General features: G+C 41.9%; 11 protein-coding genes. All 11 read left to right on the top strand.

What is annotated here, in order from left to right:
• Nucleotides 1-66 precede the first annotated feature (66 nt).
• The 11 genes from HXT57_RS05055 (at nucleotide 67) to HXT57_RS05005 (ending at nucleotide 14572) form a co-directional block, all read left to right on the top strand.
• Complete coding sequence (locus tag HXT57_RS05055) at nucleotides 67-789, top strand: hypothetical protein (RefSeq protein WP_004108527.1); 723 nt, start codon at nucleotides 67-69, stop codon at nucleotides 787-789.
• A 198-nt stretch (nucleotides 790-987) separates the two neighbouring features.
• Nucleotides 988-2325, top strand: coding sequence for a type I glutamate--ammonia ligase (glnA, locus tag HXT57_RS05050; RefSeq protein WP_004107357.1), 1338 nt, complete (start codon nucleotides 988-990; stop codon nucleotides 2323-2325).
• A 729-nt stretch (nucleotides 2326-3054) separates the two neighbouring features.
• The gene (mraZ, locus tag HXT57_RS05045; RefSeq protein WP_004108525.1) at nucleotides 3055-3867 is read left to right on the top strand and encodes a division/cell wall cluster transcriptional repressor MraZ; all 813 of its coding nucleotides are present in this window, start codon (nucleotides 3055-3057) and stop codon (nucleotides 3865-3867) included.
• 11 nt (nucleotides 3868-3878) lie between these two features.
• Complete coding sequence (gene rsmH, locus HXT57_RS05040; protein WP_162863144.1) at nucleotides 3879-4904, top strand: 16S rRNA (cytosine(1402)-N(4))-methyltransferase RsmH; 1026 nt, start codon at nucleotides 3879-3881, stop codon at nucleotides 4902-4904.
• 1 nt (nucleotide 4905) lies between these two features.
• Nucleotides 4906-5529, top strand: a complete 624-nt coding sequence (locus HXT57_RS05035; protein ID WP_119522581.1) for a hypothetical protein — start codon at nucleotides 4906-4908, stop codon at nucleotides 5527-5529.
• The gene (locus HXT57_RS05030; RefSeq protein ID WP_012914402.1) at nucleotides 5529-7370 is read left to right on the top strand and encodes a peptidoglycan D,D-transpeptidase FtsI family protein; all 1842 of its coding nucleotides are present in this window, start codon (nucleotides 5529-5531) and stop codon (nucleotides 7368-7370) included. The genes HXT57_RS05035 and HXT57_RS05030 overlap by 1 nt, the downstream gene beginning before the upstream one ends.
• A 42-nt stretch (nucleotides 7371-7412) precedes the next feature.
• A complete protein-coding gene (locus HXT57_RS05025; protein ID WP_004108517.1) occupies nucleotides 7413-8438 on the top strand; it encodes a hypothetical protein in 1026 nt (341 codons plus the stop codon).
• 91 nt (nucleotides 8439-8529) lie between these two features.
• Nucleotides 8530-10119 (top strand): UDP-N-acetylmuramoyl-tripeptide--D-alanyl-D-alanine ligase, encoded by a 1590-nt coding sequence (locus tag HXT57_RS05020; RefSeq protein ID WP_033888465.1) that lies wholly within the window; start codon nucleotides 8530-8532, stop codon nucleotides 10117-10119.
• Nucleotides 10120-10197: 78 nt separating this feature from the next.
• Nucleotides 10198-11301 carry a phospho-N-acetylmuramoyl-pentapeptide-transferase gene (gene mraY, locus HXT57_RS05015; protein ID WP_004108513.1) on the top strand — a complete coding sequence of 368 codons (1104 nt, stop codon included), beginning with the start codon at nucleotides 10198-10200 and terminating at the stop codon, nucleotides 11299-11301.
• Between the two features lie 24 nt (nucleotides 11302-11325).
• Entirely contained in the window at nucleotides 11326-12927 is a 1602-nt protein-coding gene (gene murD, locus HXT57_RS05010) for a UDP-N-acetylmuramoyl-L-alanine--D-glutamate ligase (RefSeq protein WP_285089471.1), read from the top strand.
• 433 nt (nucleotides 12928-13360) lie between these two features.
• The gene (locus tag HXT57_RS05005) at nucleotides 13361-14572 is read left to right on the top strand and encodes a peptidoglycan glycosyltransferase FtsW (RefSeq protein ID WP_233186349.1); all 1212 of its coding nucleotides are present in this window, start codon (nucleotides 13361-13363) and stop codon (nucleotides 14570-14572) included.
• Nucleotides 14573-14614 lie beyond the last annotated feature (42 nt).

The raw sequence follows: 14614 nt of genomic DNA, 5'->3' as shown, positions 1-14614 counted from the left end.
GGTTTGATAAAATATAAAACTAGGTATGCTTTAAGAATTACATTGAAAGAGGAGGAAATAACGAATATGTTAAACAACGGTGACGAGCGTAACAGTGACGATAAGCGTAAAAATGATGGTGAGCGTAACAATGACGATTCTGTGCGCACTTCTTTTACTGATGCGGAATTAGATAATGCGCTCGCTGGATTTGAACGTGAATTTAAAGAAGAGTCGCAAGAAAATTTAAATAGCGAAAATTTAGAAAATAACCAAAAAAGCGACGATAATCAAGAAAATGATTTTCTTGATCAAGCTATGCGCAATATTGAAGAAGCTAATTTTGAAGAAGATTTGCAAGGTTTGCTTGGAAATAAAGCAAAAGTTGCGTTAATGATTACGTATGTGCAGCCTGCTCAGTTACTAGCTGCTTTTTGCAAAATGGCTAGTGTTTCAGCACGATGCTTCGATGAAGAGCAAGGTGCTGTTGCAGTATTAAAAAATTTGGACGGCAATGAGCCGGAAGAAGCAGTGCAAAAATTTGTTGATTTCTTCCGTGGAATGGATGTTATGCTCATTACAAATAGAGCTGATAAATTAACTGCAAAAGTTTACGAATATAATTGCGAACCGCAAGAAATAGTTGCGCCTATGGCATTAGCTGTGTGGTCGCGTACAGTAGAAGATTTAGCTATTGGCATGGAAACAGTTGAAACTATTTCGAAACAAAATATAGAAATGTTCAATAGTGACGATTTGAGCGATGCGAACGCGTACGAGCTATTCCAAAAATATGGCAAAAGAAAGTAAAAATAATTAAGCAATTAATTGGCATATTAAATTGAAGAAGTTGCGTTAGAAAGTAGAAATTTCATTACAATTACGTAAATTCATTGCAGATAAGCTCAACATATGAAGCGCAATACGAAATAATACACTACAATTGCACGTGAATATGCATATGTGCGTGGCTATGCATACAACCGGATGATACCCAAGGGGTTTATTATGGATCGACAACAAGAGTTTGCTCTACGTACTGTTGAAGAGCGAGACGTGCGTTTTATTCGACTCTGGTTTACGGACGTCTTAGGCACGCTTAAATCCGTTGCTATTGCCCCTGCTGAATTAGAAGCAGCTTTTGAAGAGGGAATAGGGTTCGACGGCTCAGCAATAGAAGGCATGACTCGCGTCCTAGAAGACGATATGATTGTGAAGCCGGATCCGTCGACGTTCCAAATTCTTCCATGGCATGGAGGTCCGGAAGGCACAGCGCGCATGTTCTGCGATGTGCTAACTCCAGACGGAGAGCCTTCACTGGGAGACCCTCGTCACGTTTTGAAGACTGCGCTCGCAAAAGCGAAAGAAAAAGGATTTACTTTCTACGTTCATCCGGAAATTGAGTTTTATTTGTTTGAAGCTCAAGATGATTGGTCCAAAGCTCCTGTGCCGATTGATGAGGGTGGCTATTTTGACCACGTTCCTAGAAGTTCGGCTATGGATTTCCGTCGTAGTGCAGTTAGTATGCTTGAGCAAATGGGTATTTCTGTAGAATACTCGCATCACGAGGGCGGTCCTGGTCAAAACGAAATTGACTTGCGTTATGCAGATGCTCTTACTACCGCGGACAATATTATGACTTTCCGCACTGTAGTTAAGGAAATTTCTCTTGAGCGCGGAATGTATGCAAGCTTTATGCCAAAGCCGCTAACTGATCAGCCTGGATCGGGTATGCATACGCATTTGAGTTTGTTTGAAGGTGACACGAACGCTTTTTATGAGGCAGGTCAAGAATTTAATATGTCTCTTATTGCGCGTCAATTTGCGGCTGGTATTTTGCATCATGCTTCAGAAATTTGTGCTGTAACTGATCAATATGTGAACTCTTACAAGCGTTTGTGGGGTGGTGCGGAAGCTCCTAGCTACGTTTGCTGGGGTCATAGCAACCGTTCTGCACTTCTGCGTGTGCCGCAATACAAGCCTGGTAAAGGCAATTCTTGCCGAATGGAATTCCGTGCGCTAGATCCTGTGGCGAATCCGTATCTTGCTTACTCTGTGCTTCTTGCTGCTGGTTTGGATGGTATTGAAAAGCAAATGACTTTGTGCGATCCAACTAGCGACGATGTTTGGGAGCTTACTGATGCTGAGCGTCAAGCAATGGGTATTCAGCCATTGCCGGAATCCTTGGATGAAGCACTAAAGATTATGGAGCGCTCGGACTTCGTTGCAAGCGTATTAGGTGAACACGCTTTTGAGTACTTCTTGCGCAATAAGCATCAAGAGTGGGAAGAGTACCGTCGTCAGGTTACGCCTTTTGAGCTTGAGAAGTATTTGCCGCGTTTGTAACGCGAGCGACTTTGTACTTTAGAGGCCTTAACGCAGAAACTGTACTGCGTTAGGGTCTTTTGTTTGATGTTTTGGGACACTGCTGCAGATTGCGCTCGCGCGGATTACGCGCTCGCTTACGAAACTCGCGTTGGAAGTCCACTGGACTTCCAACTTTAGCGAGTTTCCGCTCCGAGTTGCCTTCGCGCTAAATGTCAGCGCTCAGGCAGGTCGTCAGCGCACACTAACCACAACCTAGTTTTTAAAGCGCAACCACGCAACTCTGCCCTGCCTTCGTCAATCGAGACGAAGGCAGACCTCGCTTGCGGTGAAAGCACACTGTGCTTTCAACTCTGAGCAAGCTCGGCGCTCCGAGTTGCCTTCGCGCGCTAAATCGCAGCGCTTAGGCAGGTCGTCAGCGCGCACTAACCACAACCTAGTTTTTAAAGCGCAACCACGCAACTCTGCCCTGCCTTCGTCAATCGAGACGAAGGCAGACCTCGCTTGCGGTGAAAGCACACTGTGCTTTCAACTCTGAGCAAGCTCGGCGCTCCGAGTTGCCTTCGCGCGCTAAATCGCAGCGCTCAGGCAGGTCGTCGCGCTGCGTGAGGGTCTTTTGTTTTCTATTGGTGGTTTGCTTCAAAAAAATCAAAAATTTTGTAAAAAAGTGGGGATTTTTGGGGAGGAATGGGGTAAAATGGTGAACAACGTGTAAATGGCATAGTACATGTTGAGTTAAGGAGGTGGAGTATGGCACGTCGTGCTGCTGATAAGCAACCGCGCAATAACGCCAATTCTTCCTCTTCGCATTCCATAAATCAGGCTCAACAAGCTGCTGATTCAAATGTTTCTCAGCAATCGCAGATGCCACTGCAAATGCAAGATTCACAAGTGTCTCAGCAGCAATACGTTCAGCCTGTTCAACCTGTACAGTCTAAGCAGTCAATTCAGGGTTATTATGGTATGCCTTCAACTGTTATGCCAGCAATGCAGCAATATATGCCAGCACCGGTTTTCACCTCCACTCCGTCCGGCGCTGCTGATTCGTCTGCACAAGCTGCAGCTATGCCAGTTGCACCTTTTTATGCTTCTCAATATCAAGAAGCTGTGTCAACTCATCCAGCAACACCTATTTTGTTAGGCACTTATACTCCAAAAATTGACGATAAAGGTCGTGTTGCACTTCCTGCAAAATTCCGTTCTCAGCTCGGAACTGGTTTTGTTATGGCTCGCGGTCAGGAGCATTGTGTTTACGTGCTACCTATGGTTGAGTTCCAGCGTATGGCAACGCAAATTCAGCGCACATCTATGAGCAATAAGTCAGCTCGCGATTATCTTCGTGTGTTCCTTTCTGGTGCTGTTGATGAAGAGCCAGATAAGCAGGGACGCATTGTTGTGCCGCCAATGTTAAGAGATTACGCCAATTTGGGCGATCAAATTGTTGTTATTGGTGTTGGTACGCGTGCAGAGATTTGGAATAAGTCTGCTTGGGAAGAATATCTTGCCGATCGTGAGCAAGGTTATGCAGATATTGCTGACGATGTACTTCCGGCGGTGATGTGATGACTGATGCTATGAAAGATATTACAGCTATTCACGCACCGGTATTATTGCAGGATTGTGTTGATTTAGTTACTCCTTCTTTGCAACACAAAGGCGCAATAGTAGTAGATTGCACTTTAGGCCTTGCTGGTCATGCGACTGCTTTTCTTAAAGCTGCGCCTTTTGCAACACTTATTGGTATTGATCGTGATTCTGAAGCACTTTCGTTAGCAACGCAAAGAATGCGCAGCGAAGGTCTCGAGAATCGTTTTATTCCTGCACATGCAGCATTCGATGAGATTGATGAAGTGCTACAAGAAAACAGCATTGACCGTATTGATGCTGCTTTTATGGATTTGGGTCTTTCAAGTTTGCAAATTGACGAAACTGATCGCGGTTTTTCTTATTCTCACGATACAGCACTTGACATGCGTATGGATACGACGCAAGCAACTACTGCCGCAACGATTTTAGCTACTTATGATTCTCGAGAATTAACTAGAATTTTCCGAGAGTATGGTGAAGAACGTTTTGCTTCTCCTATTGCTCGTCGTATTGTTGAAGTTCGTGCTACGGAGCCTATTGCTACTTCGGGTCAGTTGGTTAGCTTAGTTGACTCTGTAATTCCGAAAGCTCATCGCGCTACTGGAAATCCAGCAAAACGAGTGTTCCAAGCTTTGCGTATTGAAGTGAACGGTGAATTAGATAAATTGAGCCGTACTCTTCCTAAAATTGCTTTACATCTTCGTGAGCATGGTCGCTTAGTTGTTGAATCTTATCATTCGTTGGAAGATACAGCTGTAAAACGTTTTATGAATCAAGGATTAACAGTTGATGTTCCTGCAAACATGCCTGTTATTCCTGATGATGCTCAGCCGTTCTTTAAAGCTCTTACTCGCGGAGCTATGAAAGCTTCTAAAGAAGAAATTGTTCATAACACTAGATCTTCTTCAGTTCGTTTGCGCGCTGTCGAATTATGCCGCCCTATCCCGGAGCGTTGGATTCCAAGGCTTGAAGATGAGGCGGCTGGTCATAAAGCTATAAAAGGAGGTCGCTGACATGGTATTGAACATGCAAAATCGTGTTTTGCGCTCTTCTGCGTCTTCTGCTTCAGCTCCAGCTGGTCGTACTAAAGATAATTCGACTCGTAAAGAATACGTACATAATTCTGCTCCTTCGGTGTTTAACCCATCTCAACGTAAATCTTCTGCTGTGCTTGAACGATTCAGCAAGGTTATGACATGGAGCAATACGCGCAAAGTACCTCTTGTAAATTGCATGATTATTGTGATTTTTATGGTTGTTACGTTGTTGACTTCGCTTCTTTTGCGTACGCAAATGGCAGAGATTTCCTTCGACCAAACTGCAGTACAGATGCGTATTTCTCGTTTGCATCAGGATGTGGAAGCTCGTCAAGCGAAATTAGATACTTTGGAATCTGAACTTCCTGCAAGAGCGCAACGAATGGGAATGGTTCCGCAACAAGGTTCTATTTCTATTGACTTGAGTGATTATGCAGCAAAACGAAAACATAGTCATTCTGAGAAAACTAAGCACGAAAAACAAGCCGATAACTCAAAACAAGCCGATAACTCAAAACAAACAAATAACTCAAATAAAACTCAAAAACAAGACCAACAAAATCGTCAATATCAACAGAAAGCAAAACAGGAGAAACATTGATGCGCCACTTAATCAAACAACGTTTCGCTCCTCAGCAGATATTTGCGCGTAAGTGCACCGTAATTGCAATTGTTTTTGCGTTAATTGGTGTTGGTGCAATAGTAAAGCTAAGTTTTATACAGATTATTAATGCTCGCTCAACTGCACAAGCAGCTCAGGCTGAGCGTAGTCGTGTGCGACCAATTCTTGCACGTCGTGGGCGCATACTTGATGCTAATGGTGCTGTGTTGGCTCAAAGTGTTGAGCGATTTAATATTATTGGAGATCCACTTAATGCTCAGGCTTTTGTTCCGACTCCTTGCACAAAACAAACCGAGCATAACTGTCATATGCTTAATGGCAAGCCTGTAGAAGGCACGGGCGCTGTGGCGGTCGCCCGTTTGCTTGCTCCGATTTTGCACATGAGTTCTGTAGAACTTGGTGGAAAACTGGCTGGCGTTGGTCGTTACGTTTTATTGAAACGTAACGTGACTCCTGCAATGAAACGTGCCATTGACGATTTGAATCTTTCTGGGTGTATTTATGCAGAGAACAGTAGTGAACGAGTATATTCAAGCGGACCTATTCTTGGATCTGTTATTGGTGCTGTTGCTAATGCCGATGAAGTTAATCGTAAAGATATTAAAGATCGTAAAGGTGAGGTTGGTGTTACTGGTCTTGAATTTACTAAAGATGCAACTTTGAATGGCGTGGACGGATATCAGCGTTATCAAGGTAATAATGCAGGAAATGAGAAAATTCCTGGTACTGTAACTGAATCTAAGCCTGCAATCAACGGAAGTGATGTTAAGCTCACAATCGATAGCGATGTCGATTGGTATGTTAAAAAAGTTTTGCTTGATGGCAAGAAAAAATATCATGCAACTTGGGGTATTGCAATAGTGCAAGATGTTCGTACTGGCGAAATACTTGCTTTGGAAGATACTGATGAGATTAAAGCTGGAACAACGCAAGCTAAGGTGAATGTTTCTAGAGCTGTAAGCCAAACCTTTGAGCCTGGTTCTATTGGTAAAGCTTTCTCAATGTCTGGAATGTTACAAACTGGTGCGCATAAGCTTACTGATAAATTTGCTGTTCCTAATACTCTTAATAAGAACGGTCAAGCATTCCATGATGCTGTTAGCCATGGTGTTGAGCGTTGGACATTAGCTGGTATTCTTTCGGAATCTTCTAACGTCGGTATGGTTATGGCTGGTGAAAAATATCCGATAGATAAACGCTATGAGTATCTTTATAAATTTGGTCTTGGTCAGTACTCGGGATTGAATTTGCAAGGAGAATCTTGTGGCTTGCTTCCTAGCGTTCAAGCTTGGGATGGTCGTAAGAAAGATACCGTTCTGTTTGGTCAGGGTTATGCTGTGAATGCTTTGCAGCTTACTAATGCGATTGCAACTATTGCAAATAAAGGCGTTAGGTTGCGTCAGTCAATAGTTAAATCCGTTATAGATTCTAATGGTAGAGTTACGAAGTCTCCTCGTCCTGCAGGAACGCGCGTTTTGGATGAAAATGTTGCTGCACAAATGATGAATGCTTTGGAAAATTCTGGTGAGCATTATCACAGATTTGCTGGTGTCGATGGTTATCGTGTTGCTGCAAAGAGTGGTACAGCTGAAGTTGCTGGCGCTGATGGTAAACTTAGCTCTACAATCAGCGACTGGTCGGGTGCTATACCAGCGGATAATCCTCGCTTCGTCATAACAGTTGTTTTGCGTGATCCACAAGGTATTTATGGTGGTATGACTGCAGGTCCACTGTTCAAAACTATTGGAGAATTCTTAATGCAAAAGTATGATATTCCAGCTTCTTCTCCACGCACAAATCCTGTTCCTGTGAATTGGTAGTGTACGCATTACAATGTTGTTATCTATAAAGTAGGGTGTGCAATGAGTGCGGTTGATGAATACTCTAGAATTAGAGTGACGCTAGGTTTTGCTGCAAAAAATTATGGTTTTGAAGTTGTTCCTGCGTTTGCTTCAGAGGTAACTATTACTTCTATTGCTCATGATGTGCGTCATGTGCGTCCTGGTGGATTATTTGTGCCAATTGGTCATATCGATCGTCGTCAGCTTGAAGCTGCACGTGATGCTGGGGCATATGCTGCATTAGTTTCACCAGAATTTCGTGGTGAGGCTGCAGATTTAGGTCTGCCTTTGCTTGTTTCTTCTGCTAATCCAGTTGCTTTGGGCAAGCTTGCTTGTGATATTAATGCAGATCCTTCTTCATGCGTTGCAATATTTGCGATTGCTGGTGACGATGATGATGAGATCCATGCTAATGTTTTGCGATTAGCTGATTTTTTGCATATGTTAGGTAATCCTGTTGGTGTTATTAGTGATGCTGGATCTACTTCATTGCAGCGCGAATTGTCTTTGCAATATCCTTTAAATATTGCAGATGTACAGCATGCTTTATCTGTGTGTGCAGAAGATGGTGCTGCAGCTGTTGTTATTGCACTTAATTCTGCAACTTTAGCTAAGAACGCGTTACAATCCGTCAGTATTGATGTTCTTGGCGTTGAGCAAACTCAGAATGAAAGCAATTCTGGCGCAGGGTCTGATTCTCAATCTGATGCTAAGTCTAAAGATAGTTCTGATACTAATTCTGAATCTAAAGATGCAGCCTCAAATGTGAAAGTTAGTGCAAAGGCATCTTCTTCACCGCTTTACCCGGCATATGCAACCGGCATGAGTTTTTATGCGTTGCGTCAACGTTATGGTTTTTCTGGAAGAGAGCACGCTTATTGTGTTACTAGATCGGCTGAGTCTGACGAATTAGCTGAATTAGCGGATCAAATTGGTGGCAATGATGTGCAGCGGCATCTTTCATTATCTATTGCAATGGTGTTAGCTGCTGGTGTTCGTCGTGGGACTATTAAAAGTGCGCTGCGAGTTTCGCATGAACTGCACTGAATTATGCTGATTTCATTCGAGTTTTCAAATAAATTAATTGCGTGAGTTTTGTTTAAGAGCTTTTAATTATGTGGCTAATTTGGAGGATGTTATGAGTTGTGTTGAAACTTCGTGTGCCAGCAATGCTGAGAGTTTAGATCATGCCGATATGATGCCTATGAGCATAAGCGAAATTGCTAAAGCTGTTCATGGGGAAATACACGAGTTTAATAGTTGTGACACAGATTTAGTTGCAAATTCCGTTTTTAGTGATTCTCGTCAAATCCGTAACGGTTCTGTGTTCGTAGCTATAGTTGGTGAACATGTTGACGGTCATGATTATGTAAAGAATGCTGAAAAATCTGGAGCTGTTGTAGCTATTGTTGAACATGTTGTCGAAGGCACTAATCTCAATCAAATAGTTGTGAATAATTCTATAGAAGCGCTGGGCTTGCTAGCTAAACATAATTTGGAACTTCGCCGCAATCTTAACAAACCTTTCACTATTATTGGTATTACTGGTTCCGTTGGCAAAACAACAACGAAAGATATGTTGAAGGCTTTGTTGAGCACGCTAGGCGAAACAGTTGCTCCTGTTGGATCTTTTAATAATAATATTGGTTTGCCTCTTACTGCTTTGCAAGTTGGCAGTAATACTCGATTTTTAATAGCAGAAATGGGAGCTAATCATGTTGGCGAAATTGCCAATTTAACTCATATTGCTCCTCCGGATCTCGCAATAGTGCTTAAAGTTGGTGTGGCTCATTTAGGTGAATTTGGCTCAGTTGAGCGCATTGCGCAAGCAAAAAGTGAGATTGTGCGTGGGCTTTTGCCACATGGCATAGCAGTATTAAATTCCGACGATAAGCGAGTTTCTGCAATGTCTTGTCTTGTAGAAAATAAGCATGTGCGCTGGTTCGGTAGAAATGTTAAAAACGGATTGCTGGAATCAGCTAGTAAAGATGACTACCAACTTTCAGCTAGTAATATAAAGTTAGATTCTTTTGGTAAAGCAGTTTTTACTACCACTGAACGTAGTAATTCTTCTGATCTAATGAATCATATTGAAGTGCATCTTGCTATACAAGGCGAGCATAATGTTATGAATGCGCTTGCAGCAGCAAATGTTGCTAGATATTTGGGAATGACTTTAGATGATATTGCTTCTGTGCTGTCTAAAGTTTCGCATATTAGCCCGCATCGCATGCAATTGAGTACAGTTTCTAAGAATGACGAGAAATTTACACTTATTGATGATTCCTTTAATGCAAATCCTGATTCTATGAAAGCAGGAATCGATGGTTTGTGCGCCTATGAAAATGATTCTTGTAGTGCATCTTCGAAACCTTTCCGTATAGCGGTTCTTGGTTCTATGTTGGAGCTTGGCAGCAACGAAGATGAATTGCACACAAATATTGGAGAATATGTGGCAAATTCGAGTGTCGATGCAGTTGTTGCTGTTGGTTCAAAAACGGACTCTGACTTAGATAAATTAGCTCACTGTATTGCTCAAGGTGCACGTTCTTCTTGGAATAATAAACTACTTTCTTCTCACGATGCAGTCTACTTTGTGCACAGTGCGGATGAGGCTGATGATATTGTTTGGAAAATTGTGGCCGAGCATCCGAGTAGTGTTGTGTTATTGAAAGGCTCTCATGCTTCAGGCTTGAGTGTGCTTGCTGAACATTGGGCAAATATTTAACTGCTCGATGCTCAATATAAGTGTGAAATTAATAAATTAAGTATTATAGCAAACGGAACAGTAAACGGAGGTTAAGCGGTGATTGCGCTTATTGTAGGAATTGTGGTGTCGCTCGTAGTTACGATTGTTGGCACGCCTTTGCTTATTCGTTTAGTGCATCGTTTGCACTACGGTCAGTACATTCGCCAAGATGGACCACAATCTCATTTAGTAAAGCGCGGCACGCCAACTATGGGCGGTGTTGTTATTAACTTTGCTGTAGTAGCAGGTTGGGCTGCTTCTGCTCTTTATAGATATGTTTCTGTTGGTCGCTCGCCTTCATGGTCTGCTGTTTTGGTGCTGTTTGCAATGCTTTCAATGGGTTTGCTTGGCTTTATTGATGATTTTGCTAAGGTTCGTAAAAAGCAGAATCTTGGTCTTTCTGTACATGCGAAGTTTACTGGTCAAATTATTTTTGCAAGTATTTACGCGCTTTTGTCATTGCTATTGCCAACTCAATCTGGTATTGCTAGCGCTCAACCTGGAATGAGTTTTATTGAAAAACCATTTTTTGATTTTTCTATACTCGGCAACGGTGTAGGAATTGTAGTATTTATTGTTTGGGTTAATTTCCTTATTGCTGCTTGGTCTAACGCTGTAAACTTGACTGATGGACTTGATGGTTTAGCTTCTGGATCTTCTATGATTGCTTTTGCTGGTTACGCTTTGATTGCTTTCTGGGAAAGCTACCATGTGCGCGGAGGTGGTCATTTCGGATTCTCTTACGCTGTTTCTGATCCTCTCGATTTAACTATTATTGCTGTTTGTGCTGCTGTTGCTTGCTTTGGATTCTTGTGGTTTAATTCGAATCCTGCTCAAGTATTTATGGGAGATACTGGTTCGTTGGCTTTAGGCGGATTATTTGCAGCTCTTTCTATTGCAACTCACACAGAGTTTTTGGCTGTGATTTTGGGTGGATTATTTGTAATGGAAGCTGCAAGTGACGTTATTCAAGTTGGATTCTTTAAAGCTACGCATAAGCGTGTGTTCAAAATGGCTCCTATTCATCATCATTTTGAATTGCTCGGCTGGACGGAAACTAAGGTTGTTGTGCGATTCTGGATGATTGAGCTTATGTTTGTGCTTTCTGCACTTATGATGTTCTACGCCGATTGGGCAGGGCATTCTGGCTTGCTTATTTAATTTCAAAAATTGGAAGGCTTCAATATGAATATTGTCGATGGCAATGAAGTATCTGTTTCGTCTGAATCTACTTGTAAGTCGTGCACAAGCGATAAAGCATTTGCTTTTAAGCGTGTATTAGTTGCAGGTCTTGGAGTTTCTGGTCGTGGTGCAGCTGAGGTTTTGCGCGCTGTTGGATCTGAGCCTGTGACTGCAGACGAAAATAAGCCTGATGCCGATATACATGATTTTTCAGCAATAGACTGGTCTAAAATCGATGCTGTTGTTACATCTCCAGTATTTAACCCTCGCACGCCATTTTTGCAAGAAGCTGCATCGCGCAATATTCCAATAATGAGCGAAGTTGAATTAGCATGGCGCTTGCGCGTACCTTCTAAGCGCACGAATAAACCTGCTTATTGGATTGGCGTTACTGGCACAAATGGTAAGACTTCTACTACAGAAATGACTTCTGCAATGCTAACCGCTTGCGGATTAAATGCTCCAGCCGTGGGAAATATTGGAAAGTCTGTGTCACATGCTGCTTTGGAATGTGAGCATGATGCCTTATGTGTTGAATTAAGCTCTTTCCAATTGCATTTCACTGATTCTTTAGCTCTTGATTGTGCTGCTATTACTAATATTGCTGCTGATCATTTAGATTGGCATGGTGGCATGGAAGCGTACGCTCGTGACAAGTCAAAAGTATTTAATAATGTGCAAAAAGCTTTGGTTTACAATGCTCAAGATGAGCGTGTAAGCAAATTGGCAGATTGTGCACAAGTTGCTGATGGCTGTAAAAAGATTGGTTTTACGTTAGAAGAGCCTAAAGATGGTGAAATTGGCGTAAAAGATGGTTGGATTGTCGATAACAGCGGTGTTGCTGGAGGAACTAAAGGCACTCTAAAACCTATTGTCGAATTGCGTGAGCTAAAACATCTGTGCGAGCCTGATGGCAGTGTGTATCCGCATTTATTAGCTGATGCTCTTACTGCGTTAGCGTTAGCTTTAGGTTTAACTGGTGACGTAGATTCTTCAGTTCGTGCTTTACGCGAGTTTGCTCCTGGAGGTCATCGCATTCAAACAGTTGCGACTTTGATGTCTGAAGATGAAAATCCTTCGCATTGTATTAGATTTGTAGATGATTCTAAAGCAACTAATGCTCATGCTGCTTGTGCATCTTTAGCTAGTTTTGCTAATAATTCGGTTGTTTGGATTGCTGGCGGTTTAGCTAAAGGTGGTCATTTTGAAGATTTAATTGCAAACCAACTTCATGTGATTAAAGCAGTTGTTGTTATTGGAATAGATCAACGTCCAATTGTTGAAGCTCTTCACAGTTCAGCTCCTCACATTCCAGTAACTATTGTTTCACAAGATGGTTCTTGCGCTAAATCATATGATTGCGTTGATGACTTAGTTTGTGAGTATATTGAGAATACTTCGCTTGTAAATCCTGATTCTTCATTCGGTGAGGCTGTTATGCGTCAAACTGTAGAAGCTGCTGGGCGTTATGCTAAGCCTGGTGATGTTGTTCTGCTTGCTCCTGCTTGTGCCTCTATGGATCAATTTGTTTCGTACGCCGATCGCGGCAATCGTTTTGCTAAAGAATCTCAACGATGGGTGCATAATCATGGTATTCAACAGTAATAAGCCTAAAAAGTTTTTGCGTTCATTAGCGTGCAAAGTCTCAGAAGTTATTATGGAAGATCATATTGAAACAGATTCAGATTCTTCTCATTCTTCCCAAAAGCAAAAATTTGAATCTTTTAAAAAATCTATTAGAACTTCAGCAAGTAAAGTAGGCGAGTCCGTAAGCAAAGCAGGAGCGTATGCAAGCAAAGCGGGTAAGGAATTAGGCAAATCTGTAGGAAAGTCTGTAAGTAAGTCCGTAAGTAGTTCTGTTACTAAAGTTGGCAAATCTGTAGGTTCTTCTTTAAATGAATCTGTAAAATTTGTAAAAGATGTAAAGAAGTCGAAAGCTGCGAAACCAGCGAAACCAACAAAGCTAGCGAAACCAGCAAATACAGTAAAGCCAGCAAAGTCAATCAAATACGCAAAATTAGCGCATACTGTATCTGGAATATTTTCCTCGAAAAAAGACTACTCAAAAAACTCGTTAGAGCGCAAAACTCAAGATTCAGAATTAAAGAAATACGTTGGCTTGCGCAGTTTAACTAACCCACTGTGGTGCTTATACGGCATGAGAGTATCAGTGGTTATACTGTCGATTTTCGGCTTATTTATGGTGTTTTCTAGTTCTTCAGTAACTATGATCACCTACGGAATTGCACCTTGGGGTCAAGGCGTAAACCAAACAATGTATTGCGTTTTAGGCTTAATTGGCTATATTTTCGCTTCTCGACTTCCAGTTACAGTTTATAGACGATACGTTGCTGTTATTTACATTATTTCTGTTATTGCACAGTTCTTAACATTTGTTCCAGGTTTACGACGTGAAGTTAATGGTAATGCTGGTTGGATTGCTTTCGGCCCTATGACTTTGCAGCCTGCAGAAATTACAAAACTTGCATTATGTATTTGGCTTCCAGTAGCTTTGATTGCTGCAAAACAAGCATATGAGCGTGTGCAAATGCGCGCGTATATTCCTGTAGCAGCAGGACTCGGCGTATCGTTGTTGCTTGTTATTGCAGGTAAGGATCTTGGTACTGCTTTAATTATTATTCTTATTGCACTTATAGCTTTCTACTTAGGTGGATTCCCAACAAAATGGCTTGTTGGAAGCATATTTATTGCTTGCATAATGGTTGCTCTTTTGGTTTTAACAAGCCAAAATCGTATGCGACGTATTCTTGCTACTTTGCACGGATGTGATGCAAAATCAGCTAAAGGCGTTTGTTTCCAAGCAATTCACGCTCAATATGCAATGGCTTCTGGTGGACTATTAGGCGTTGGCATCGGAAACTCTCGTGAAAAATGGAATTATTTGCCTTACGCTCACAATGACTTTATTTTCGCTATTATTGGCGAAGAGATGGGCTTTTTGGTTGCAGCAGCAGTGATTTTGCTATACGTAATTATTGGTTGGTGCATACTATCTTCAGCATTAAAAGCGAAATCGCAATTTATTTCAATCACATTAATGTGTATTGCAACGTGGATTGTAGGCCAAGGATTAGTTAATATTCTTGTTGTTGTGCAAATACTTCCGGTTATGGGAGTGCCTATGCCGTTTGTGTCCGCAGGTGGTTCTTCGCTTGTTATGTGTTTGGTCGCAATTGGCGTAGCTGATGGTCTTATGCGTTCCAATCCGCAACTTACTATATCGAAGTAGTAAGTATTTACAACTTTTTATAATATGAAAGTTATAACAAGG

The organism is Gardnerella sp. KA00771, assembly GCF_049244045.1.
GTDB lineage: Bacteria > Actinomycetota > Actinomycetes > Actinomycetales > Bifidobacteriaceae > Bifidobacterium > Bifidobacterium swidsinskii.
Note: the sequence above shows the minus strand (reverse complement) of the source record. Positions and strands in the feature narration are given on the sequence as shown.